We start from the raw sequence: 25271 nt of genomic DNA, 5'->3' as shown, positions 1-25271 counted from the left end.
ACTGCAGGGGGGACCCTGTGGGAGAGTAGGACGCCGCCGAACAAATATTACGGACTAGCCCCGTGCCCTTGTGGCACGGGGCTTTTCTGCGTTCAGAGCGTCCAGGGCCTCACCAACCTGATCGCCGGCCACCGAGGGACGGGTAGACGTGCAGGCCAGGGCGCTCCGAGAGTGCCCAGCCGGCCGCCACGCGGCCTGGTGAAACGCGAGTGGAAACTTCGAACCGGTGGTTCTGAGCACCCCTGGGTTCGGGGTATGCTTTATCCCGTTGCCGCAAGGCAGCAGGCCCCAATAGCTCAGTCGGTAGAGCGTCTCCATGGTAAGGAGAAGGTCTGCGGTTCGATTCCGCATTGGGGCTCAGCACAGAGAAAGGCCCCCGCCGGTGGCGGGGGCCTTTCTCATGTCCGGAGGATCCCGGGGAGCTGAGGAGACGGGTCTCTTCTAGAGGCTCTGTGGCTCGGGGACGCGCATGGCCAGGATGGCCATGTCGTCGGACGCGGGCTCCGCGGCGAAGCGCTCGACGGCCCGCAGGATGCGCCCTGCCACCGCTCCGGCCGTCAGGCCCGTACACACGGCGAGGACATCGGCCAGGCCGTCGTCGCCCAGCATGCGGGTCCCCTCGCGGCGTTCGGTGACTCCGTCGGTCACACACAGGAGTACATCGCCCGGCTCCAGAGTGACCTCCTGCTCGTAGAGCTCGAGGTCCTCGATGACTCCCAGGAGGGGCTGCGGCTCGGCCGCTGCCTCCACGGTGCCGTCCTGGCGCAGTCGCAGGGGGAGAGGGTGGCCTGCGCAGACCACCTTCAGGAGGGCGCTGCCGTCCTCCTGGGGCCACAACTCCCCGTAGAGAAGCGTGAGGAAGCGGCTGCGCGCGCCCTCGTCCAGGATGGCGGCGTTGAGCCGCTCCAGCACCGCGGGGCCCCCGAACCCCTCGCGGGCCAGCAGGCGCAGGGCGTGACGGGCGAGGCCGGTGACGGCCGCCGCCTCCGGGCCCGTACCGCAGACGTCGCCGATGGCGAAGCCGTAGGCACCGTCGCGGATGGGGAACACGTCGTAGAAGTCGCCGCCGACCTCGTTGCCCTCGCCCGCGGCACGGTAGATGACCTCGATCTCGACGTTGGGCACGTCGGGCAGGCCGGGCGGGAGCAGGCTCCGCTGGAGGGACTGGCTGATGGCCATGCGCTCCGAGTACAGGCGGGCGTTGTCGAGGGCCAGAGCGGCCCGTCGGGACAGGTCCTCGGCGAGCTCCAGGATCTCCTGGCGGAAGTGCTCGTCGGACGGCTTGCCGAGCGTGAGCATGCCGATCACGCGGTTCCTCGCCACCAGGGGCAGCACCACGGTCTCGCCACCCACGGCGACCGCGGTGGCCAGCGTCGTACGGGCAGCCGCCCCCATACTCAGAGGCGCGTCCCTGCCCAGGGTGCGCTTGGAGGTGCGCAGGGCGGCCTGGCGGCCGGCTTCCGCGGGCACCGGCCAGATGCGGGCTCCGGGGGCCGGGACGGGGTCCGGAGGTTCGATGGAGGAGAGCAGGGCCTTGAGGCCGTCGATGCGCTCCTCGTCCTCGTGGAGGACATAGGAGAGGTACGGCTCCGAGGACTGGTCCGCGATGGTGTAGACGGCGCACCAGGTGGCCAGCGTGGGCACGGTCATCTGTGCCATCAACGCCAGGGTCTGATCCCTGTCCAGCGTTCCGGCCAGCAGGTCGGACGCCTCGACGAGGAAGGACAGCGAGCCGCGGCGCAGGCGTTCCAGCTCGCCCAGCCTCGCCGACTCGACGGCCAGCGCGATGCGGTCCGCGGCGAACTGCAGTCGCAGCGCCTCCTCGTTGGAGTACCTGCCCGCGGCTTCGGCCGCGACACCGAGGGAGCCGGTGAGACGGCCCTCGACCTTGAGCGGGACCGTGACGACCGAGCGCATCCCGGTGTCGCTGAGCAGCGGTACGGCGCCCGGGACGACGGTGAGGTCCTCGTGGACGGCGGGCATACGGGCGGAGCCGTAGCGGCCCGTGCCGGCCTCGACAGGTACCCGTGCGAAGCGCTGACGGGCCGAGGGAAGGCCGGTGGTCGCGCGGACCTCCAGCTCCGTCTCGTCATCGGTGGCCAGCAGCAGGAAGGCAGCGTCGGCGTCCAGCATGTCGCGCGCCCGCTCGACCGTGCGCTGCAGCAGTCCGTCGAGGTCGTCCGGGGCCGGTGAGCCGATGAAAATCTCGAACGGATCCGTGGTGCGGCTCTCGGCCGAGGTGTCGGACACGGGGGCTCGCACCGGCGTCTGGAGCACGGCGCGTTCGTAATCGCGCACGAGGAGGCAGACGGTGGAAGGCTCCCCGTCGGCATCGCGGACTCTGAGATGCGATGCGTACACCGGGATGACACGGCCGTCGGCGCCGCGGAGGCCGTAGCTGCCCTCCCACCGGGAGAGCTGCAGTGCGTCGGCGATGCCGGTGTTGGTGCCCGGGGTGTGCGGCCACCCCACGAAGTCGGTGAACTGCTTTCCGTCGACCTGCTCGGCGGCGTATCCGAAGAGGAAGGACGCGTCGTCGTTCCACGAGGCGATGGAGCCTGAGCCGTCGATCTGGACGACGGCCACCCGCACACGCTGTTCCGTCACCGGCAGAAGAGCGGTGGGCAGGACCGGACTGGCCGAGCGGATACCCACAGGGCGTTCGGGAAGGTCGAGCTGGAACCAGACATGTTTGTGCGTCGGTGTGTACTCGACGCCCCAACGGGAAGCGAGAGCAGCGCAGAGGAGCAGGCCGCGGCCGCCCTCCCGGTCCGGGCTTCCGAAGTCGAGGCCGGAACTCTGGAGCGGCACCTCCCGCTCCGGGTAGTGGTCGGCGACCTCGACGCGTACGCCGTCCTCGGTGCGCAGACAGAGCACATCGGCGGCCGTACCCGCATGCACGACCGCATTGGTCACGAGTTCACTGGTAAGAACGACGGCGTCGTCAACGACGTCCGTGTAACCCCACCCCTGAAGGGTGTCGCGGACAAACGCGCGGGCGGTCGCGACCGAGCGTCCGACCGGATCGAAGGTGGCAGCCGCGCGCGCGGTGATCACAGCACTCCCCATATGGTGTCTCGTCGCTTCCCCGAGTCCTGTGCCCGTATGTCGCCGCTTCGATTCGTCTGCCAGGCTAGACGTTCGCCCGGTGTCCCGGGTACACGAGGGCAGACTTGGGTACGCAGGGCACCCGGTGGTTGTGCGCCCGGCGCACAACTATGGGGCCCCCGGTGAGGGAAATGGGACGACCGTGAGACTGTCCTCGCCCTCCCGTTCCGGCCTGGTACGTTTCAACGATTTGACGACCGCATAGTCACCCGTCGACGGTGTGCTGTGGCGGTGAGCCAAAGTGGAAGTGGGCAAGCTTCCGATAACGGCCCGAGCGATACGGTCAACCCCTGCGGGAGGGACACGGTGGAGTCTGGCGTGGCGGCGCGGGGTTCAGGAACGCGCACAAAAGGCGGGCAGTCCGTGAAAAAGCAGCGCAATGGGACCATCGATGTGGACGCGGCAGCTCTGAACAGACTGCTCGCGGCCCTCGTGGCGATGCGTGACGGCAACTTCCGCAGGAGGCTCACCGTCTCCGGCGACGGCGTCCTCACGGAGATCGCCGCCGTCTTCAACGAGGTGGCCGACCGCAACCTGCATCTGACGGGCGAGCTCGCCCGAGTGCGGCGCGTGGTCGGGCGGGAGGGGAAACTTACCGAGCGCCTGGAGACCGGCGCCTGTGAAGGCTCCTGGGCGGCCGCGATCGACGCCTCCAACGAGCTCGTCGACGACCTGGCGCGACCCGTGTCCGAAGTCGGACGGGTACTCTCCGCGGTCGCCGACGGTGACCTCGAACAGCGGATGGAACTGCGCACCCACGCACCGGACGAGACCGTACGCCCGCTCCGCGGGGAGTTCCTGAAGGTCGCCCGCACGGTCAACAACCTGGTCGACCAGCTGTCCGCTTTCACCGAGCAGGTGACGCGGGTGGCGGTCGAGGTGGGCACCGAGGGCAAGCTGGGCGGTCAGGCCCAGGTGCGCGGCATGTCCGGGTCCTGGAAGGACCTCACGGACTCCGTCAACACCATGGCCTACCGCCTCACCGCCCAGGTGCGCGACATCGCCCTGGTGACGACGGCCGTGGCCAAGGGAGACCTGTCACGGAAGGTCACCGTCCATGTGGCCGGTGAGATGCTCCAGCTCAAGAACACCGTCAACACGATGGTGGACCAGCTGTCGTCCTTCTCCTCCGAGGTGACCCGGGTCGCCCGCGAGGTGGGCACCGAGGGTGAACTGGGCGGGCAGGCCACGGTGCCAGGGGTGGCCGGCGTCTGGAAGGACCTCACCGACTCCGTCAACACCATGGCCGGGAACCTCACCTCCCAGGTGCGCGGCATCGCAGAGGTGACGACGGCGGTCGCCAACGGCGATCTGTCCCAGAAGGTCACGGTGAGCGCCCGCGGCGAGGTCGCGCAGCTCGCCGAGACGATCAACCAGATGACCGAGACACTGCGTACCTTCGCCGACGAGGTGACGCGCGTGGCGAGCGAGGTCGGTGGCGAGGGGCTGCTCGGCGGCCAGGCGCAGGTGCCGGGCGCCGCGGGCACCTGGAAGGACCTCACCGACTCGGTGAACACGGTCTTCAGGAACCTGACGACGCAGGTGCGTGACATCGCGCAGGTGACCACCGCGGTGGCCAGTGGTGACATGACGCAGAAGGTCACCGTCGACGTGGCCGGCGAGATGCTGGAGTTGAAGAACACCGTCAACACGATGGTGGACCAGCTCCAGGCCTTCGGTTCGGAGGTGACCCGGGTCGCCCGGGAGGTCGGTGTCGAGGGCCGTCTCGGCGGCCAGGCGGAGGTGCCGGGCGCGGCAGGGACGTGGAAGGACCTCACCGACTCGGTGAACACCGCCTTCCGCAACCTCACGGGCCAGGTGCGTGACATCGCGCAGGTGACCACGGCCGTCGCCAACGGTGATCTGTCGCAGAAGGTCACTGTCGACGTGGCCGGCGAGATGCTGGAGTTGAAGAACACCGTCAACACGATGGTGGCGCAGCTGTCCAGCTTCGCCGACCAGGTGACGCGGATGGCGCGGGACGTGGGCACGGAGGGCCGCCTGGGCGGTCAAGCGCGTGTCGACGGTGTCTCCGGCACGTGGAAGGAGCTCACCGACTCCGTCAACTTCATGGCCGGGAATCTGACTTCCCAGGTGCGCCAGATCGCCCAGGTGACCACGGCGGTCGCGCGGGGTGACCTGTCGCAGAAGATCGATGTGGACGCCCGGGGCGAGATCCTGGAGCTGAAGAACACCATCAACACGATGGTCGACCAGCTCTCCGCCTTCGCCGACCAGGTGACGCGGGTGGCCCGCGAGGTGGGCACGGACGGCCGCCTCGGCGGCCAGGCACAGGTGCCCGGTGTGGCAGGTGTGTGGCGTGACCTGACCGACTCGGTGAACGGCATGGCGGGGAACCTCACCGCCCAGGTACGCAACATCGCGCAGGTCGCCACGGCGGTCGCGCGGGGTGACCTGTCGCAGAAGATCGATGTGGACGCCCGGGGCGAGATCCTGGAGCTGAAGAACACCCTCAACACGATGGTCGACCAGCTGTCGAACTTCGCGGAGCAGGTGACCCGGGTCGCCCGCGAGGTGGGCACGGAGGGCATCCTCGGCGGGCAGGCGGAGGTGCAGGGCGTCTCCGGTACGTGGAAGGACCTCACCCAGTCCGTCAACGGCATGGCGAACAACCTGACGCTCCAGGTGCGCAACATCGCAGAGGTGACCACAGCGGTCGCGAAGGGCGATCTCTCCAAGAAGATCACCGTCGACGCCAAGGGCGAGATCCTCGAACTGGTGACGACGGTCAACACGATGGTCGACCAGCTGCTCAACTTCGCCGACGAGGTGACGAGGGTCGCCCGAGAGGTGGGCACCGAGGGGATCCTCGGCGGCCAGGCCCGGGTGCGCGGTGCGACCGGCATCTGGAAGGACCTCAGCGACAACGTCAACCTGATGGCCAACAACCTGACCAGTCAGGTGCGCAACATCTCCAGGGTCTCCTCCGCGGTCGCCAACGGCGATCTGACGAAGAAGGTGACGGTCGAGGCACGCGGCGAGGTCGCCGAACTGGCCGACACCGTCAACACGATGGTGACGACCCTGTCCTCGTTCGCCGACGAGGTGACCCGGGTGGCCCGCGAGGTGGGCACCGAGGGAGAGCTGGGCGGCCAGGCGCGCGTGCCCGGCGTCTCGGGCACCTGGAAGGACCTCACCGAGTCGGTGAACTCGATGGCGTCCAACCTGACCGGTCAGGTGCGCCAGATCGCCACGGTGACCACCGCCATCGCCAAGGGTGATCTCACCAAGAAGATCGACATCGATGCGCGTGGTGAGATCCAGGAGCTGAAGAACACCATCAACACGATGGTCGACCAGCTCTCCTCCTTCGCCGAGCAGGTGACCCGGGTGGCCCGCGAGGTGGGCACCGAGGGGCAGCTGGGCGGGCAGGCCAGGGTCAGGGACGTCGACGGGACGTGGCGCGACCTCACCGAGTCGGTGAACGAGATGGCAGGGAACCTGACCCGCCAGGTGCGCGCCATCGCGGCCGTCGCCACCGCGGTGACCAGGGGCGATCTCAATCTCAAGATCGACGTCGACGCGGCCGGAGAGATCCAGGTGCTGCAGGACAACATCAATACGATGATCGCCAACCTGCGCGACACCACGCTGGCCAACAAGGAGCAGGACTGGCTCAAGGGCAACCTCGCCCGGATCTCCGGTCTGATGCAGGGCCGCCGGGATCTCGACGACGTCGCCTCGCTGATCATGAGCGAGCTGACGCCGGTCGTCTCTGCCCAGCACGGTGCGTTCTTCCTGGCCATGACCACCGGAGACGGTGACGAGGTCGGGTCGGACAGCGGCAGGGAAAGCTCGTACGAGCTGCGGATGCGTGGCAGTTACGGCTATTCCGCGGGCTCCATGCCGACCTCCTTCCGCCCCGGTGAGACGCTCATCGGCACGGCGGCCGAGGAGAAGCGGACGATCCAGGTGGACAACGTCCCGCCGGGGTATCTGAAGATCTCCTCCGGACTCGGGGAGGCGCCGCCCGCCCACGTGATCGTGCTGCCGGTGCTCTTCGAGGGCCAGGTGCTCGGGGTCATCGAGCTGGCGTCGTTCCAGCCGTTCACGCACATCCAGCGCGACTTCCTCAACCAGCTCGCGGAGATGATCGCCACGAGCGTCAACACCATCAGCGTCAACACGAAGACCGAGAAGCTCCTGGAACAGTCCCAGGAGCTCACCGAGCAGCTGCGTGACCGTTCGCAGGAGCTCGAGAACCGGCAGAAGGCGCTCCAGGCCTCCAACGCCGAGCTGGAGGAGAAGGCGGAACTGCTCGCGCAGCAGAACCGCGACATCGAGGTGAAGAACACCGAGATCGAGGAGGCGCGGCAGGTCCTGGAGGAGCGCGCCGAGCAGCTCGCCGTCTCGATGCGCTACAAGTCCGAGTTCCTGGCCAACATGTCGCACGAGCTGCGTACGCCGCTCAACTCGCTGCTCATCCTGGCCAAGCTGCTCGCGGACAACGCCGAAGGCAACCTCTCGCCCAAGCAGGTGGAGTTCGCCGAGACGATCCACGGGGCGGGTTCCGACCTGCTCCAGCTGATCAACGACATCCTCGACCTGTCCAAGGTCGAGGCGGGCAAGATGGACGTCAGCCCGACCCGGATCGCCCTGGTGCAGCTGGTCGACTACGTGGAGGCGACGTTCCGGCCGCTCACCGCGGAGAAGGGGCTCGACTTCTCCGTACGGGTGTCCCCGGAGCTCCCCGCCACGCTGCACACGGACGAGCAGCGGCTGCTGCAGGTCCTGCGCAACCTCCTGTCCAACGCGGTGAAGTTCACCGACAGCGGCGCCGTGGAGCTGGTCATCCGGCCGGCCGGTGCCGATGTCCCGAACGCCATCAGGGAACACCTGCTGGAGGCCGGCTCGCTGCGTGACGCCGACGGCGACCTGATCGCCTTCTCGGTCACCGACACCGGAATCGGTATCGCGTCGAGCAAGATGCTGGTGATCTTCGAGGCGTTCAAGCAGGCGGACGGTACGACCAGCCGCAAGTACGGGGGCACGGGTCTCGGCCTCTCCATCAGCCGGGAGATCGCCCGGCTGCTGGGCGGTGAGATCCACGCGGCGAGCGAACCGGGCCGTGGCTCGACCTTCACGCTGTATCTGCCCCTGCACCCGAGCGAGCTGCCTCCTCAGGGCTATCCGCAGATGGGGCCCGGCCCCATCGAGGTCCACGCGAGTTCCGCCGAGGGCGCCCTGCACCTGGAGGTGCCGCAGAGCATCGGGACCGAGCAGCCCCTCGGCGACCCCGCCAACTCCGCAGGCGTGTTCCGGCGCCGCCGCAAGGCGCTGGGAGGCTCGGCACAGCGCCCCGCACTGGCGAACGGCAGCTCCGGGGAGGAGAGCAGCGCGGCGCCGGAGGAATGGGTGCAGAGCGCGCAGGAGGAGCAGGCACCCCGCCGGACGTTCCGCTTCCACGGGGAGAAGGTGCTCATCGTCGACGACGACATCCGCAACGTCTTCGCCCTCACCAGCGTGCTGGAGCAGCACGGACTGTCGGTGCTGTACGCGGAGAACGGGCGCGAGGGCATCGAAGTCCTCGAGCAGCACGATGATGTGACGATCGTTCTGATGGACATCATGATGCCTGAGATGGACGGCTATGCGACGACGACAGCGATCCGCCGGATGCCTCAGTTCGCAGGGCTGCCGATCGTCGCGCTGACCGCCAAGGCCATGAAGGGGGACCGCGAGAAGGCGATCGACTGCGGGGCCTCCGACTACGTGACCAAGCCGGTCGATTCCGACCATCTGCTGTCGGTGATGGAGAAGTGGATGCGCGGAGAGTGACCGGGCGGGGAGCGGCTCGCCGAAATTCGTCGTCAGGCTGTGCGCTGCGGGGTGTGAGTGTGTGGATTCCGGGGAACCTTCTGGTCTTCGACCGCGTTTTCGCTATGTGCACAGTGACATCGCGGTGACAGGGTGTGGTGACGGGCGGGGTGCGGCTACCATGACCGGCACAAGGACGGACGGCGTAAGGGAGTCGTCCCCTGGGGCGGCACCCGGTGCGATTCCGGGGCGAGGAGGACGGGCCATGGTGCAGAAGGCCAAGATCCTCCTGGTCGATGACCGGCCGGAGAATCTGCTGGCGCTGGAGGCCATCCTCTCTGCGCTGGATCAGACACTGGTACGGGCATCGTCAGGGGAGGAAGCGCTCAAGGCGCTGCTCACGGACGATTTCGCGGTTATTCTGCTGGACGTACAGATGCCCGGCATGGACGGGTTCGAGACGGCCGCACACATCAAGCGGCGGGAGCGGACCCGGGACATCCCGATCATCTTCCTGACCGCGATCAACCATGGGCCGCACCACACCTTCCGTGGTTATGCGGCGGGCGCGGTGGACTACATCTCGAAGCCCTTCGACCCCTGGGTGCTGCGCGCCAAGGTCTCGGTCTTCGTCGAGCTGTACATGAAGAACTGCCAGCTGCGCGAACAGGCGTCACTGCTGCGGATCCAGCTCGAGGGCGGCACCCATCAGGGCGCCGAGGAGAAGGAGCCGGCGGGTCTGCTCGCCGAGCTCTCGGCCCGGCTCGCCGCGGTCGAGGAGCAGGCGGAGGCCCTCTCCAAGCAGTTGGACGACGAATCGGCGGACGCGGCCGCAGTGGCCACCGCCGCCCATCTCGAGCGCAAGCTCACGGGACTGCGCCGCGCGCTCGACGCGCTGGAACCCGGGGCGGGCGGTTCTGTGGCCCCCCTGCCCTCGCAGAGCTGACCTGCCCCGGCTGAGGGCGCGTCAGTTCAACGCCTGTACAAGGGCGACACGGACGGGTGAAGCCGTAGGCACACGTGTCCACCGGCGTCGGCACCGGTAACCTCAGTCACATGGCCTCACGTACGTCCGGCAAGGGTTCCCTGGGCACGGCGGGCACCGCGAAGCGTGCCGGCCGTACCCAGGGACCGGCGAAGAAAGCCGCGCCTGCCAAAAAGGCGGCGGCGAAGAAGACGGTGCCCGTCAAAAAGGCACCGGCCAAGAAGGCTGCCGCGAGGAAACCCGCGCCCAAGCCCGCGCCGTCCCCCACGGGGGGCGTGTACAGGCTCGTCCGCGCCCTGTGGCTGGGGACCGCGCACGGCGTCGGGGCTGTGTTCCGCTCCATAGGGCGCGGTGCGAAGGGACTTGACCCGGCACACCGCAAGGACGGGCTCGCCCTGCTGCTCCTGGGGCTCGCGCTGGTCGTGGCTGCGGGCACCTGGTCGCATCTGCAGGGCCCCGTGGGCGATCTCGTCGAGATGCTCGTGACCGGGGCGTTCGGCCGGCTCGATCTGCTGGTGCCGATACTGCTGGGCGCCGTCGCCGTACGGCTGATCCTCTATCCGGAGAAGCCCGAGGCCAACGGCCGAATCGTCATCGGGCTCTCCGCCCTCGTCATCGGCGTGCTCGGCCAGGTCCACATCGCCTGCGGATCGCCCAGCCGCGAGGACGGCACCGGCGCCATGCAGGACGCGGGCGGCCTCATCGGCTGGGCGGCTTCCCAGCCCCTCGTCTTCACCATGGGCGAGGTCCTCGCCGTCCCGCTGCTTCTGCTGCTGACGGTCTTCGGACTCCTGGTCGTCACCGCCACCCCGGTCAACGCCATCCCCCGACGGTTGCGGCAGCTCGGCGTCAGGCTGGGCATCGTCGACCCGGTGGACGTACCGGGCGGTGAGGACGGGAGCGACGACGAGCGGTACGACGAGCAGTGGCGCGAAGCGCTGCCCGAGCGCACCCGGCGCGCCTCGGCACGCCGCCCGGGGCCCGACGACGTGTACGACCCGGACCAGGCCGAGGGCGAGGCGCTGGCCAAGCGGCGCCGGCCCCGCAGGCCGTCCGCCCAGCCCGCGATGAACCGCACCATGGACGCTGTGGACGTCGCGGCAGCCGCGGCGGCCGCGCTCGACGGGGCGGTGCTCAACGGCATGCCGCCCTCGCCTGTCGTCGCCGATCTCACCCAGGGCGTCTCCACGGACCGGGACCACGAGCGGACCGGCACCCCGGTGCCCGGTGCGCGGTCGGCCGAGAAGACCTCCTCCGGTGACGGGCGCGCGGAGAAGAGCGCGTCGTCCTCCGACGACGGCGTCCCCGATCTGACGAAGCCGGCCCCCGAGCGGCCGGAAGGACTGCCCAACCGGGCCGAGCAGCTGCAGCTGTCCGGTGACATCACCTACTCGTTGCCCTCGCTGGACCTCCTGGAGCGCGGTGGCCCCGGCAAGACGCGCAGCGCCGCCAACGACGCGGTCGTCGCCTCGCTGACCACCGTCTTCACGGAGTTCAAGGTGGACGCGGCCGTCACCGGGTTCACCCGCGGCCCGACCGTCACCCGGTACGAGGTGGAACTCGGCCCGGCCGTCAAGGTCGAGCGGATCACCGCCCTCACCAAGAACATCGCCTATGCCGTCGCCAGCCCTGACGTCCGGATCATCTCCCCGATCCCCGGGAAGTCCGCCGTCGGCATCGAAATCCCCAACTCCGACCGGGAGATGGTCAACCTCGGCGACGTCCTGCGTCTCGCGGACGCGGCCGAGGACGACCACCCCATGCTGGTGGCGCTCGGCAAGAACGTCGAGGGCGGCTACGAGATGGCCAACCTGGCGAACATGCCGCACGTCCTGGTCGCCGGTGCGACCGGTTCCGGAAAGTCCTCCTGCATCAACTGCCTGATCACCTCGGTGATGGTGCGGGCGACACCCGAGGACGTGCGGATGGTGCTCGTCGACCCGAAGCGCGTCGAGCTCACCGCCTACGAGGGCATCCCGCACCTCATCACGCCCATCATCACCAACCCGAAGAAGGCCGCCGAAGCACTCCAGTGGGTCGTGCGGGAGATGGACCTCCGCTACGACGACCTCGCGGCCTACGGCTTCCGGCACATCGACGACTTCAACCACGCGGTCCGCACCGGCAAGGCCAAGGCGCCCGAGGGGAGCGAGCGTGAGCTCTCGCCCTACCCGTACCTGCTGGTGATCGTCGACGAGCTGGCGGACCTCATGATGGTGGCTCCGCGTGACGTCGAGGACTCCATCGTCCGGATCACCCAGCTGGCGCGTGCCGCCGGAATCCATCTGGTCCTCGCCACACAGCGCCCCTCTGTCGACGTCGTGACGGGGCTGATCAAGGCGAACGTGCCCTCCCGGCTCGCCTTCGCGACCTCGTCGCTCGCCGACAGCCGGGTCATCCTCGATCAGCCCGGCGCCGAGAAGCTCATCGGCAAGGGCGACGGCCTGTTCCTGCCGATGGGGGCGAACAAGCCGACCCGTATGCAGGGGGCCTTCGTCACGGAGGCCGAGGTCGCGGCGGTCGTCCAGCACTGCAAGGATCAGATGGCGCCGGTCTTCCGCGAGGACGTCGTGGTCGGGACCAAGCAGAAGAAGGAGATCGACGAGGACATCGGCGACGACCTCGATCTGCTCTGTCAGGCGGCCGAGCTGGTCGTGTCCACACAGTTCGGCTCGACATCGATGCTCCAGCGCAAGCTGCGCGTCGGCTTCGCCAAGGCCGGACGGCTGATGGACCTGATGGAGTCGCGCAACATCGTGGGTCCCAGCGAGGGTTCCAAGGCGCGCGATGTCATGGTGAAACCGGACGAACTCGACGGTGTGTTGGCCGTCATTCGTGGGGAAACCGCTTCGTAAGAGTTTTGCGGGCAACCGTTTCGCCCGGCCGTACGTCAAGTTGAAGAAGGGAGCAGCGGGATGATCCGTCCGGTGCTCCGTCCTCTGTCCTGCCCGAGGGGCTTCCCGGCGAACCCGATGGCGTACAAAGTCGTCGCTCCCGGTTGCCCCACCCTTTCGTACCACCCCTAGACTGAACATCCAGCAGGTGGCTCACGCTCGAAAGGCGCCCCCGTGTCCATCGGCAACTCCCCCGAAGACGACCGCCCTTCGATCGGTCGCGCGCTTCAGCAGGCTCGTATCGCCGCAGGTCTGACGGTCGAGGAAGTCAGCAGCTCCACCCGGGTGCGCATCCCCATCGTGCACGCGATCGAGGAGGACGACTTCTCCCGCTGCGGCGGCGACGTGTATGCCCGCGGCCACATCCGCATGCTCGCCCGTGCCGTCCGGATCGACCCCGATCCACTGATCGCGGAGTTCGACGCCGAGCACGGCGGCCGCCCCGCGCCCACGCCCGCGGCACCGCTGTTCGAGGCGGAGCGGATCCGCTCCGAACCCCGTCGGCCCAACTGGACCGCGGCCATGGTCGCCGCGATCGTCGCCGTGGTCGGCTTCGTCGGCTTCACGCTCTTCAGCGGCGAGGACGAGGGTTCGGGCTCGGCACAGGTGGCCGAAGGATCGACTCCCGACAAGACCACTCCCAAGCCCACCACGACCAAGCCCGCCGACCCCAAGCCCGCCCCCTCCGAAAGCGCCATCGCCGCAGCTCCGCGGGACAAGGTGACCGTCAGGCTGAGCGCCGCCGAGGGCAAGAGCTGGATCTCCGCCAAGGATCACAACGGGCGGCTGCTCTTCGACGGTCTGCTGGCCCAGGGCGACACCAAGACCTTCCAGGACAAGGAGCGGGTCGACCTCGTTCTCGGAGACGCCGGAGCGATCGACCTCTTCGTGAACGGCAAGAAGGTCGACGACCAGTTCGAATCGGGACAGGTCGAACGGCTTTCGTACACCAAGGGTGACCCCGAGGTCGGCTGACCTCTCCACCCTGTCTTCCCGACGGTGAGTGCCCGGCAGGTGCCGGCGCTCACCGTCGTGTTTTCCCTCCTCTTCACCGGCTGTTCGGTCACTCCCTGTAGCGGTGAACCCTGCAAGGCAGGGTGACTGCTGGGACAAAGTAGTCTTGAGCCCATGCCCGAACGCCGCACCGTCGCCCTTGTCACTCTTGGCTGCGCCCGTAACGAGGTGGACTCGGAGGAGCTCGCAGGCCGCTTGGCAGCGGACGGCTGGGAGCTCGTCGAGAACGCCACGGACGCGGATGTCGCCGTCGTCAACACCTGTGGGTTCGTGGAGGCCGCCAAGAAGGACTCCGTCGACGCCCTGCTCGAAGCCAACGATCTGAAGGATCACGGCAGAACCCAGGCCGTCGTGGCCGTCGGCTGCATGGCCGAGCGCTACGGCAAGGACCTGGCCGAGGCGCTCCCGGAAGCGGACGGCGTCCTCGGATTCGACGACTACGCCGACATCTCCGACCGACTGCAGACCATCCTCAACGGTGGCATCCACGCCTCCCACACCCCGCGTGACCGGCGCAAGCTGCTCCCGATCAGCCCGGCCGAGCGTCAGGACGCCGCCGTCGCGCTGCCGGGGCACGCCCAGGAGGTCGCCCCGGCCCCCGCGGACCTCCCGGAAGGTGTCGCGCCGGTCTCCGGGCCGCGGGCACCGCTGCGCCGGAGGCTGGGGACCAGCCCGGTCGCCTCGGTGAAGCTGGCCTCAGGATGTGACCGGCGCTGCTCGTTCTGCGCCATCCCGTCCTTCCGCGGCTCGTTCATCTCCCGGCGCCCCTCCGACGTCCTCGGAGAGACCCGCTGGCTCGCCGAGCAGGGCGTCAAGGAGGTCATGCTCGTCTCCGAGAACAACACCTCGTACGGCAAGGACCTCGGGGACATCAGGCTGCTGGAGACCCTGCTGCCCGAGCTCGCCGATGTCGACGGGATCGAGCGCATCCGTGTCAGCTATCTGCAGCCCGCCGAGATGCGCCCGGGGCTGATCGACGTACTCACCTCGACGCCCAAGGTCGCGCCCTACTTCGACCTCTCGTTCCAGCACTCCGCGCCCGGGGTCCTGCGCGCGATGCGGCGCTTCGGCGACACGGACCGTTTCCTCGAACTCCTGGACACCATTCGGTCGAAGGCGCCGCAGGCCGGTGCGCGGTCGAACTTCATCGTGGGATTCCCCGGTGAGACGGAGGCCGACCTCGCCGAGCTGGAACGCTTCCTCACCGGCGCGCGCCTGGACGCCATCGGGGTCTTCGGCTACTCCGACGAGGAGGGCACCGAGGCGGTCGGTTACGAGAACAAGCTGGACGCCGACGTCATCGCGGAGCGCCTCGCGCACATCTCCCAGCTCGCCGAGGAGCTGACCTCCCAGCGGGCCGAGGAGCGGGTCGGCGAGACCCTCCAGGTCCTCGTCGAGTCCGTGGAGTCCGACGAGGACGGGCCCGTGGCGGTGGGCCGAGCCGCCCACCAGGCGCCGGAAACGGACGGACAGGTCGTCTTCACCGCACGCGAAGGGCTCGTGCCGGGCCGTATGGTCGAAGCGAAGGCAGTGGGCACCGAGGGAGTGGACCTCGTGGCCGAACACCACGAGCTTGCGGAGGCGGCCAGATGACGGGAGCCCCGGCATCCGCGGCAGGCGGCTCCGGCGCGACGCCGGCGACCCGCGGCGGCAAGCTGGGCGGGGCGGCCGTCGATCAGGCGGGTCTGTGGAACATCGCGAACATCCTCACGATGGTGCGGCTGCTGCTCGTCCCGGGCTTCGTCATGCTGCTCCTGCACGACGGTGGCTACGACCCGGTCTGGCGGTCGTTCGCCTGGGCCGCCTTCGCGGTCGCCATGATCACCGATGTGTTCGACGGCCATCTGGCGCGCGCTTACAACCTGGTCACCGATTTCGGCAAGATCGCCGACCCGATCGCGGACAAGGCGATCATGGGCGCGGCACTGATCTGTCTGTCCTCGCTCGGGGATCTGCCGTGGTGGGTCACCGGCGTGATCCTCTTCCGTGAGCTCGGCATCACACTCATGCGTTTCTGGGTCATCCGGCACTCGGTGATCCCCGCCAGCCGCGGCGGAAAGGTGAAGACCCTTGCCCAGGGCATCGCGGTGGGGATGTACGTCCTGGCGCTGACCGGCCCCCTGGCGACCCTGCGGTTCTGGGTGATGGCGGTGGCCGTAGTCCTGACGGTCGTCACCGGCCTCGACTACGTGCGCCAGGCCGTCGTGCTGCGCCGCCAGGGGCTCGCCGTCGAGCGGGCCGCCGCCATGGAAGCGGTCGCGGCGGCAGCGGACATGGGGGCTCCCGCAGGAGCGCGGATCGCCACCGACGGCGTCGGCGGGACCGCGGACGCCGCGGGGGAGCCCGTCTTGGAGCCGACGGCGGAGTCCGTCAGGGAGCCGGCCGGGGAGCGCGTGGCAGGCAGCCGGGGCGCCGCGGAGGCGGAGCGGTGACCTCCGTGGCGGCCCAGGTGCTGCGGCAGCTTCAGGAGCGCGGTGAGACGCTCGGGGTCGCCGAGTCCCTCACCGGCGGTCTGGTGGCCGCCGAGCTCACCTCCGTCCCCGGAGCCTCGCAGAGCTTCCGCGGGTCCGTGACGGCGTACGCCACGCCCCTGAAGCGTGATCTGCTGGGCGTCGACGGCGAGCTCCTGGCCGAGCGCGGCGCTGTGGACCCCGAGGTCGCCCAGGCGATGGCCGCCGGCGTGCGCCGGGTCCTCGGGGCGGACTGGGGTGTCTCGACCACGGGCGTAGCCGGCCCCGAGCCGCAGGACGGCAAGCCTGTCGGAACGGTTTTCATAGCCGTTTCCGGGCCGGGTGGCGTACAGAAAGTCGCCGAGCTGAGGTTGAACGGCGGGAGGGCGGACATCCGTAAGGAGAGTGTGCGGAGCCTGCTCGAACTGCTCTCCGGCGAACTCGGCGAAAATGCGAGGGCACAGGATACGGAACAGAACGGGGGGAATTGATGTTTGCAGCCCTGAGTGAACACGACATCGCTCCCCGCACGGCCGCAGCGCGAGGCGGTACGGTGGGGCGTGAAGGATGCGGCTACGCGGTCCGAGGAGGGAGCCACCGATGATTCTGCTCCGTCGCCTGCTTGGTGACGTGCTGCGTCGGCAGCGCCAGCGCCAAGGCCGTACTCTGCGCGAAGTCTCCTCGTCCGCCCGAGTCTCGCTCGGCTATCTCTCCGAGGTGGAGCGGGGGCAGAAGGAGGCATCCTCCGAACTGCTCTCCGCCATTTGCGACGCGCTGGACGTACGGATGTCCGAGCTCATGCGTGAAGTGAGCGATGAACTGTCCCTGGCTGAGCTGGCCGAGTCGGCAGCAGCCAGTGATGCGGTGCCTGTGCCAGTACGCCCGATGCTCAATTCCGTCTCTGTTGCGTCGGTCGCCGGCGTACCTACGGGACGGGTGACCATCAAGGCGCCCGCGGAAGCGGTGGATGTCGTCGCCGCCTGACCGCACGGTTCGTGGTGAACGAAAGCCCCGGCCGACCCCTCGAGGGGTCGGCCGGGGCTTTCGCGTATCCGGTGTGTGCGGGGCCGTTCGCGGGGCAGGCGCGAAGTGAGGCCGAAGGGTGATGCTCCGGATCTGATCTCCGGACCCGTGGAGCAGCAACCCGGATGCCCGTTTCGACCTATATGTGACATCGTGGACAAACGGTAGGCCGAACAGCTATCTGAACGGAGAAGTGCATGTCTGTCGTGAAGAGCGCCCTGTCCGAAGGCGATCGCAAGGTCGTGGGGGACGCACTGCAAGGCGCGCTGGTCGACCTGGTCGACCTCTCCCTGGTGGCCAAGCAGGTCCACTGGAACGTTGTCGGCCCGCGCTTCCGCTCCGTGCACCTGCAGCTCGACGAGGTCGTCGACACCGCGCGGCAGCACTCGGACACGGTTGCCGAGCGAGCCTCCGCGGTCGGCGTCAACCCGGACGGCCGGTCCCGGACGCTCGCGAAGACCACTGCGATCGATTCCGTGCCCGACGGCTGGATCAAGGACGTGGACGCGGTGCGTGTGCTCGTCGACGCTCTCCGCGTGGTCATCGACCGCATGCGTGAGCGGATCGAGGCGACCGACGAACCGGACCCCATCAGCCAGGACATCCTGATCACGCTCACCGCGGATCTCGAGAAGCACGCTTGGATGTTCCAGGCGGAGAGTGCCTGAACCCGAACTCGAGGAAGGAATCGCCGTGACGGACAAGAAGGCCATGGACAAGCTCAAGGGCAAGGCCAAGGAAGCGACCGGCAAGGTCACCGGCGACCGTCGTAAGGAAGCCGAAGGCAAGTCCGACCAGACCAAGGCCAAGGCGGAGGGCGCCCTGGGCGCCACGGGCGACCGTGCCAAGGGCGTGAAGGATTCGCTCACCGACGACGACAGGTAGGAGCAGCGCCCACCGGTGTGCCCCCGCGGATTCCGATCCCGGGGGCACCGGCATGCCCGGGGTAACGGCGTGCCCGGGCCGCAGGATGCAGTCGGCGCCGACCCGGGGGAAACTGCGGGGGAGGGCCGGGACACACCTCTCCCGTCAGCGGCCCGAGGAGAGAGCGCGCACTGTCGTTCCGCTCGCCCCGTGCACGCCGGTAGTGCACCGATGCGCCCTCCCGCCAGGAGATCGTGCCGTACTAGCGTCGGCCGGAGGAGGCAGCCATGGTGCGGCGATGGGTGCCGGTGCTCGTCCTCGGTGGCATGTGGTGGTGGGCGGTGCTGCGGCTGCTTCTGGAGCCGCAGCACGCCGGAGTGGTCGAGGGCGCGGTGGCGGCCGGGGGGTGGGGGCTGAGTCTCCTGCCGGTTCATGTGGCGTCCTCGGTGCGGCCGGAGCAGGCTGCCGATGAGCCCGCCGTGGACCGCACGGACATACCCTCCTAGTCCTCAGTGGACAGCGCTCGTCCCGTCGCGCAGACACTGCCTGGGGGCGGCACCTGACCTTCAGGGGGTGCCGGGCCGCCGTCGGGGCACGGATCTCAGCCGGTGGGCCCGGACTGGCAGTGCGGACACCAGTAGGTGGGGCGGTTGTCGCGGTCCGCGACGCGGATGGGCGTACGGCAGCGGAGACAGGGCCGGCCGGCCCGCCCGTAGACGAAGAGACGCTCCCGTGTACGGCTGCGGGACATGGCCGCCGTCGCCCCGGTCGTGGTCCGCATGGGCCGGTCGCGATTGGCCTCCAGGAGCTGTCTGGCCGTGCTGACCAGACGGGTGGCGACGGGGAGGGGCAGCTCGCCCACCGGGAGCCACGGCGTCGCGCGGGCCATGAAGCAGAGCTCACACATGTAGACATTGCCGATACCGGCCAGGTTGCGCTGGTCCAGAAGCGCGTCCCCGATCCGGCGTCCGGGGTCGGCGAGCAGATTGCGCAGGGCCGTGTCCGGGTCCCAGTCCGGCCCCAGCAGATCGGGCCCCAGATGGCCCACCGCCTGCGCTTCGTCCTCGGTGCGGAGCAGTTCGAGGACGGGCAGGCGGTAACCGACGGCGGTGTGCTCCGCGGTGGCGAGCACGGCGCGGATCTGGTGGGCGGGGCCGCCTCGCCAGCGCTCGCCGGGGTCGTACACGCGCCAGGAACCCTCCATGCGCAGATGGCTGTGGAGGGTGAGACCGCCCTGGAACCGGGTGAGAAGGTGCTTGCCGCGCGCCGTGACGTCCAGGACGGTCCGGCCGGTCAGGTCTGCTGTGGCGAACCGGGGGACACGTAGGTCGGAGACCGTCAGGACCTGGCCGGCGAGTGCCGCGTCGAGACGCTGGGCGGTCTGCAGGACGGTGTCACCTTCTGGCATGTGTCCATGATGCGCGGACCGGGCCGCGCGTGGTTCCCCGGCCGCGCCGAAGCCGTCCTCAGGCGCGCAGCCGCAGACCTCGTGGCGTGGCGAGGAAGCCGGCGGACTCCAGGGTGCGGCCCAGCGGGGAGGTGAGAGAGGAGGCGCCGTTGGTGCGCTCCACCGTCACCGTGCCGAGCGTCCCCGCGCGGGCGGCCGACGCGAGCGCCTCCGCGGCGGCCCGGAGGGCCGGGTCGTCCGGATCGGTGGGCCACGCGAGGAGGGACTTGCCACCGCGCTCCATGTAGAGCGTCAGCTCGCCGTCCACGAGCACCACCAGCGACCCCGCCTTGCGGCCGGGCTTGTGTCCCGCTCCGTCCGGTGACTCGGGCCAGGGCAGGGCGGCACCGTACGCGTTGGCCGGATCGGCCGCTGCGAGGACCAGAGCGCGGGGAGCCGAGCCGGGGTCCGCACGGTCGCGTGCGGTGGAGGCTGCCCTGAGCCGGTCCACGGCCCCGTCCATGGCGAATTGAGCTGCCCCCAGCCCCTCGACGACGTAACCACGGCGGGCCTGCCCGCTGTCCTCGAACGCGGCAAGGATGCGGTAGATCGCCGAGAATCCGCCCTCGACGCCCTCGGCCTGCACCGCTCCGCGGGTCACCACGCCGTGGCGGTCGAGGAGCGTCCGGGCAAGGGCGTGCGCGCGATGGGTCGGCTCGGGCTCGGCCGGGGGCAGCAGCGACCAGCGACCCGACACTGTCGGCGGGCCGGTGCGGGACGCGGGGCGAGCTGCCGCGGTCAGCGATCCGTAACGGCCGCGCGGCACATTGCGCCGCGCGCGGTGCGCGGTGGAGCCCGCCGTGCGCCCTGAGCCGAGGAGTGAACGCAGGGGCGCGAAAGTGTCGTTGGTGAGACGGCCGGACCAGACCAGTTCCCAGAGCGCGTCGGCCAGCTGGGGATCGGTGCAGTCCGGGTGGGTGGTTGCCCGGACCTGATCGGCGATCTGCCGGAAGAAGAGCCCGAACCCGCCGGAGAGCACGGTGAGAACCGACTCGTGCAACGCGGTCTCCTCCAGCGGAAGGGGCGGCGGGAGGAGCAGCGGAGCGCTGTCGGCCAGGTAGACGGAGAGCCAGCCGTCCTTCCCCGGGAGAGCGCCCGCGCCTGCCCAGACGACCTCGCCCGTGGTCGTGAGCTCGTCGAGCATGGCGGGGGTGTACCCCGCCACGCGGCTCGGCAGGATCAGCTTCTCCAGGGCGGACGCGGGGACAGGGGCGCCCTGCAACTGCTCGATGGCACGGGCCAGTCCGTCGATGCCCCGCAGACTGTTGTCGCCGAGGTGCTGCCACTGGGGGAGGAAGCCGGCCAGCGCGGCGGGTGGCACAGGCTCCAGCTCCTGGCGGAGCGCGGCGAGCGAACGGCGCCGCAGCCGCCGCAGGACCGTGGCATCGCACCACTCCTGGCCGATGCCCGCGGGGTGGAACTCGCCCTGGACGACGCGGCTCGACGCGGCGAGCCGCTGCAGTGCCCCGTCCGTGACGGCGCTGCCGAGGCCGAAACGGCTCGCCGCCTGCGTGGTGGTGAACGGGCCGTGCGTACGGGCGAACCGGGCGAGGAGGTCGCCGAGCGGATCCTTGACCGGCTCGGTGAAAGCCTCGGGGACTCCCACCGGAAGTGCGGTGCCGAGAGCGTCGCGCAGTCGGCCCGCGTCCTCGACTGCCGCCCAGTGGGAGGTTCCACCGACACGGACCTGGATGGCGCGCCGGGATGTCGCCAGCTCCGGGGCCCATGCGGGCTCCGCGCCGCGCTCGGCCAGCTCGGCGTCGGTGAGGGGGCCGAGCACGCGCAGCAGATCGGCGACCCCCTCGACGTCCTTGATCTTCCTGTCGTCGGTCAGCCACTGGAGCTCCCGCTCCAGTTCGCCGAGGACATCGGCGTCGAGCAGCTCCCGCAGCTCCGCCTGGCCGAGCAGCTCGGCCAGGAGATGGGAGTCGAGCGAGAGTGCCGCCGCCCGCCGCTCGGCGAGGGGCGAGTCGCCTTCGTACAGGAACTGCGCGACATAGCCGAAGAGGAGGGAGCGGGCGAACGGTGACGGCTCGGGGGTGGTCACCTCGACCAGACGGATGCGGCGGGCCTCCAGGTCGCCCATCAGCTCGGTGAGACCGGGGACGTCGAAGACGTCCTGAAGGCATTCGCGGACGGCTTCGAGGACGATCGGGAACGAGCCGAACTCGGAGGCCACCTGGAGCAGCTGGGAAGCGCGCTGACGCTGCTGCCACAGGGGGGTGCGCTTGCCAGGGCTGCGCCGGGGCAACAGCAGCGCACGCGCGGCGCATTCGCGGAACCGGGAGGCGAACAGGGCGGATCCGCCGACCTGTTCGGTCACGACCTGGCTGATCTCACCCTTGTCGAACACCACGTCGGTGGCCCCGACGGGAGGCTGCTCGCTGTCGTATCCGGCCGCGGGGAAACCTGGGCCGGCAGCGTCGCGTCCCGCACCGCCCGCGGCCTCACCGCTCGCACCGGCCTGGACCGGATCGAAGTCGAGCAGGTCGAGACCCATCAGGTCGGCGTCGGGCAGCCGCAGCACGATGCCGTCGTCCGCGTGCATGACCTGTGCGTCCATGCCGTACCGCTCACCGAGCCGGGCGGACAGGGCCAGTGCCCACGGGGCGTGGACCTGGGCGCCGAACGGCGAGTGCACCACGACCCGCCAGTCGCCCAGCTCGTCCCGGAACCTCTCGACCAGCACCGTCCGGTCGTCGGGGACATGCCCGCAGGCCCGGCGCTGCTCGTCGAGGTACGAAAGGATGTTGTCCGCCGCCCAGGCGTCGAGCCCGGCGGCGACCAGCCGGAGCCTGGCGTCCTCGGCGGACAGCCCGCCGATCTCCCGGAGGAACGCACCCAGGGCACGGCCAAGCTCCAGCGGGCGGCCCAGCTGGTCGCCCTTCCAGAACGGCAGCCGGCCGGGGACTCCGGGAGCGGGCGAGACGAGGACCCTGTCCCTGGTGATGTCCTCGATCCGCCAGGACGTGGTGCCCAGGGTGAAGACGTCGCCGACCCGGGACTCGTAGACCATCTCCTCGTCCAGCTCGCCGACGCGTCCGCCGCCCTTCTTCGGGTCGGCGCCGGCGAGGAAGACGCCGAAGAGTCCGCGGTCGGGAATGGTGCCGCCCGAGGTGACGGCGAGCCGCTGAGCGCCGGGGCGGCCGGTGACCGTACCGGTGACGCGGTCCCACACCACACGGGGCCGCAGCTCCGCGAAGGCGTCGGACGGATAACGCCCGGCGAGCATGTCGAGCACGGCGGTGAACGCGGATTCGGGCAGGGAGGCGAAGGGGGCCGCCCGGCGGGCGAGGGCGAGCAGATCGTCGGCCTGCCAGCTGTCGAGCGCGACCGTGGCGACGATCTGCTGGGCGAGCACGTCCAGGGGGTTGGACGGGATCCGCAGAGCCTCGATGGCGCCCTGGCGCATCCGCTCGGTCACGACGGCCGCCTGCACCAGGTCGCCGCGGTACTTGGGGAAGACCACACCGGTGGACACCGCACCGACCTGGTGCCCGGCGCGGCCCACCCGCTGCAGCCCAGAGGCCACGGACGGCGGCGACTCGACCTGGATCACCAGGTCGACCGCGCCCATGTCGATCCCCAGCTCCAGGCTGGAGGTGGCGACCACGGCCGGCAGCCGGCCCGCCTTTAGGTCCTCCTCGACCTGGGAGCGCTGCTCCTTGGACACCGAGCCGTGGTGCGCTCTGGCGAGGACGGCCGGTGCCCCTTTCGCCGCCCCGGACTGGGCCATGATCTCGGCGGGGGAGTGGGCTTCGGGCAGGGGCCCGCCCGCCCCCGGCTCCTCCTCCGACGCGGCGGCGGTCGCCCGCTCGTGAGCGATCTCGTTCAGCCGGTTGCACAGGCGCTCCGCCAGCCGCCGGGAGTTGGCGAAGACGATCGTGGAGCGGTGCGACTGCACGAGGTCGGCGATGCGCTCCTCGACATGGGGCCAGATCGACGGCTTCTCCGCCTGGCCGCCCTCGTCACCCGTGGCGGGGGAGCCGCCCAGCTCGCCGAGATCCTCCACCGGAACCACGACGGAGAGGTCGAACTCCTTGGTGGACGGGGGCTGGACGATCTCCACCCTCCGTTGCGGGGAGAGGAACCGCGCGACCTCGTCGACCGGGCGGACCGTCGCCGACAGCCCGATACGCCGCGCGGGACGCGGCAGCAGCTCGTCCAGACGCTCCAGGGAGACGGCGAGATGGGCGCCGCGCTTGGTACCCGCGACGGCATGCACCTCGTCCAAGATCACCGTCTCGACCCCGGCGAGCGCATCCCGGGCCGAGGACGTGAGCATCAGGAACAGGGATTCGGGAGTGGTGATCAGGATGTCCGGGGGCCTCGTCGCCATCGAACGGCGCTCGGCCGGAGGGGTGTCGCCGGAACGGATACCCACCCGCACCTCGGGCTCGGGCAGGCCCAGGCGTACCGACTCCTGACGGATCCCGGTCAGGGGTGAGCGCAGATTCCGCTCCACGTCCACAGCGAGCGCCTTCATCGGTGACACGTACAGCACCCGGCAGCGCTTCTTCGCCTCGGCGGGCGGCGGAAGGGCGGCCAGCCGGTCCAAGGAGGCGAGAAAGGCTGCGAGCGTCTTACCCGATCCGGTCGGTGCGACGACCAGCACATCCGACCCTTCGCCGATGGCCCGCCACGCACCCTCCTGCGCGGCGGTGGGCGCGTCGAAGGCGGCGGCGAACCAGCTGCGGGTCGCGGGTGAGAACGAATCGAGTGCGGAACCGGCCATGCCCCCCATCGTGCACCCCGCCACCGACAACGGCCGGTGGACCTGCCGCCGCTCACCTTCCTGGGCTTCGGCCACCGGGCCGGACCTGCGACAATGCAGGCATGGCGGGGGTGGACACGACACAGGAATGGGCGAGGTACTGGCAGTACGCGGAGCTGCCCGACCTCGATCTGCTCCGTGCCCGCTACGTCCGCCACACCTTTCCGCGCCACAGCCACGAGGGCTACGTCTTCGGCACGATCACCAGCGGCGTCGAGGACGTCGGCCTCCCCGACGGCACCGTGCACGCCGGACCCGGCACCGTGGTCATGATCAATCCGGAGGTGCCGCACACCGCCCGCGCCGGAGTGCCCGAAGGATGGGTGTACGCCACGCTCTACCCCTCCGCCCAGGTGATCAACGACATCGCGGCCGACCTGACGAACCTGCGCGGCACCGTCGGCTTCGCTGAGACCGGTGTGCGGGACCCGCATGCCGCCCGTCTGATCACCGAGGTCCACCGGGCAGCCGAGGAGGGTAACGCCCTGGCCGCCGACAGCGTCCTGCGCGTCCTGGTCGCCCGGCTGCTCGACCGCCACGGCAGCGTGCTGCCGGCCAGGATTCCGCACTTCGCCGGCGCCCGGGACGCGGTCCGCGCGCGGACCGCACTCATGGAACGGATGGAGCGGCCGCCCACCCTGGAAGCGCTGGCGGCCGAACTGGGCACCAGCCCGTTCGCGCTGCTGCGGGCCTTCAAGAAGCAGTACGGAATGCCCCCGCACACCTTTCTCACCGACGCCCGGGTGCGCCGTGCGCGACACATGCTCGACGCGGGGACCGCACCCGCCGAGGCCGCCGCCGCCGTCGGCTTCACCGACCAGCCCCATCTCAACCGTCACTTCACCCGGATCGTCGGGGTGCCCCCGGGCGCCTACCAGCGCGAGCGTGCAAGAACGTACAAGACCGGCGGGGATTCCGCCCCGTAGCGTTCCGG

15 protein-coding genes and 1 tRNA gene are annotated in these 25271 nt (G+C 69.8%); 13 read left to right on the top strand and 3 right to left on the bottom strand.

Translation table 11 applies throughout. The features are described 5' to 3' along the window. Positions 1–285: 285 nt before the first annotated feature. Positions 286–358 (top strand) — tRNA-Thr (locus ACIQM3_RS35355). Between the two features lie 83 nt (positions 359–441). Here the strand turns inward: ACIQM3_RS35355 and ACIQM3_RS35350 are convergent. After that, positions 442–3057, bottom strand: coding sequence for a SpoIIE family protein phosphatase (locus ACIQM3_RS35350; RefSeq protein ID WP_401631883.1), 2616 nt, complete (start codon positions 3055–3057; stop codon positions 442–444). 414 nt (positions 3058–3471) lie between these two features. On the opposite strand from ACIQM3_RS35350, the gene ACIQM3_RS35345 reads away from it, so the two are divergent. From ACIQM3_RS35345 to ACIQM3_RS35295, 11 genes are all read left to right on the top strand, one after another. Further along, the gene (locus tag ACIQM3_RS35345; RefSeq protein WP_401631880.1) at positions 3472–8907 is read left to right on the top strand and encodes a HAMP domain-containing protein; all 5436 of its coding nucleotides are present in this window, start codon (positions 3472–3474) and stop codon (positions 8905–8907) included. A gap of 244 nt (positions 8908–9151) precedes the next feature. Further along, positions 9152–9832, top strand: coding sequence for a two-component system response regulator (locus ACIQM3_RS35340; protein WP_401631877.1), 681 nt, complete (start codon positions 9152–9154; stop codon positions 9830–9832). 110 nt (positions 9833–9942) lie between these two features. Then, positions 9943–12726: a DNA translocase FtsK gene (locus tag ACIQM3_RS35335; protein ID WP_401631875.1), complete on the top strand. Its 2784-nt coding sequence runs from the start codon at positions 9943–9945 to the stop codon at positions 12724–12726. Positions 12727–12939: 213 nt separating this feature from the next. Then, complete coding sequence (locus ACIQM3_RS35330) at positions 12940–13740, top strand: helix-turn-helix domain-containing protein (RefSeq protein ID WP_401631873.1); 801 nt, start codon at positions 12940–12942, stop codon at positions 13738–13740. Between the two features lie 153 nt (positions 13741–13893). After that, positions 13894–15372 (top strand): 30S ribosomal protein S12 methylthiotransferase RimO, encoded by a 1479-nt coding sequence (rimO, locus tag ACIQM3_RS35325; RefSeq protein WP_401631871.1) that lies wholly within the window; start codon positions 13894–13896, stop codon positions 15370–15372. After that, the gene (gene pgsA / locus ACIQM3_RS35320) at positions 15369–16211 is read left to right on the top strand and encodes a CDP-diacylglycerol--glycerol-3-phosphate 3-phosphatidyltransferase (RefSeq protein ID WP_401631868.1); all 843 of its coding nucleotides are present in this window, start codon (positions 15369–15371) and stop codon (positions 16209–16211) included. The genes rimO and pgsA overlap by 4 nt, the downstream gene beginning before the upstream one ends. Then, positions 16208–16720 carry a CinA family protein gene (locus ACIQM3_RS35315; protein WP_401631866.1) on the top strand — a complete coding sequence of 171 codons (513 nt, stop codon included), beginning with the start codon at positions 16208–16210 and terminating at the stop codon, positions 16718–16720. The genes pgsA and ACIQM3_RS35315 overlap by 4 nt, the downstream gene beginning before the upstream one ends. A gap of 109 nt (positions 16721–16829) precedes the next feature. Continuing rightward, the gene (locus ACIQM3_RS35310; protein ID WP_014153702.1) at positions 16830–17213 is read left to right on the top strand and encodes a helix-turn-helix domain-containing protein; all 384 of its coding nucleotides are present in this window, start codon (positions 16830–16832) and stop codon (positions 17211–17213) included. Between the two features lie 236 nt (positions 17214–17449). Beyond that, positions 17450–17920, top strand: coding sequence for a Dps family protein (locus ACIQM3_RS35305; protein WP_393761917.1), 471 nt, complete (start codon positions 17450–17452; stop codon positions 17918–17920). Between the two features lie 25 nt (positions 17921–17945). After that, positions 17946–18137 carry a CsbD family protein gene (locus ACIQM3_RS35300; RefSeq protein ID WP_401631863.1) on the top strand — a complete coding sequence of 64 codons (192 nt, stop codon included), beginning with the start codon at positions 17946–17948 and terminating at the stop codon, positions 18135–18137. A 266-nt stretch (positions 18138–18403) separates the two neighbouring features. Next, a complete protein-coding gene (locus tag ACIQM3_RS35295; protein ID WP_401631860.1) occupies positions 18404–18622 on the top strand; it encodes a hypothetical protein in 219 nt (72 codons plus the stop codon). Between the two features lie 95 nt (positions 18623–18717). Here ACIQM3_RS35295 and ACIQM3_RS35290 read toward each other — a convergent pair whose 3' ends face one another. Together ACIQM3_RS35290 and ACIQM3_RS35285 are read right to left on the bottom strand one after the other, a co-directional pair. Further along, the gene (locus ACIQM3_RS35290; RefSeq protein ID WP_401631858.1) at positions 18718–19524 is read right to left on the bottom strand and encodes an Fpg/Nei family DNA glycosylase; all 807 of its coding nucleotides are present in this window, start codon (positions 19522–19524) and stop codon (positions 18718–18720) included. A 58-nt stretch (positions 19525–19582) separates the two neighbouring features. Then, the gene (locus ACIQM3_RS35285; protein ID WP_401631856.1) at positions 19583–24298 is read right to left on the bottom strand and encodes a DEAD/DEAH box helicase; all 4716 of its coding nucleotides are present in this window, start codon (positions 24296–24298) and stop codon (positions 19583–19585) included. A gap of 101 nt (positions 24299–24399) precedes the next feature. Between ACIQM3_RS35285 and ACIQM3_RS35280 the strand changes: the two genes are divergently transcribed. Continuing rightward, on the top strand, positions 24400–25263 hold the full coding sequence (locus ACIQM3_RS35280; RefSeq protein WP_401631854.1) for an AraC family ligand binding domain-containing protein: 864 nt from the start codon (positions 24400–24402) through the stop codon (positions 25261–25263). Positions 25264–25271: the final 8 nt, after the last annotated feature.

It is taken from the genome of Streptomyces sp. NPDC091271 (genome assembly GCF_044757505.1).
Classification (GTDB): domain Bacteria; phylum Actinomycetota; class Actinomycetes; order Streptomycetales; family Streptomycetaceae; genus Streptomyces.
Note: the sequence above shows the minus strand (reverse complement) of the source record. Positions and strands in the feature narration are given on the sequence as shown.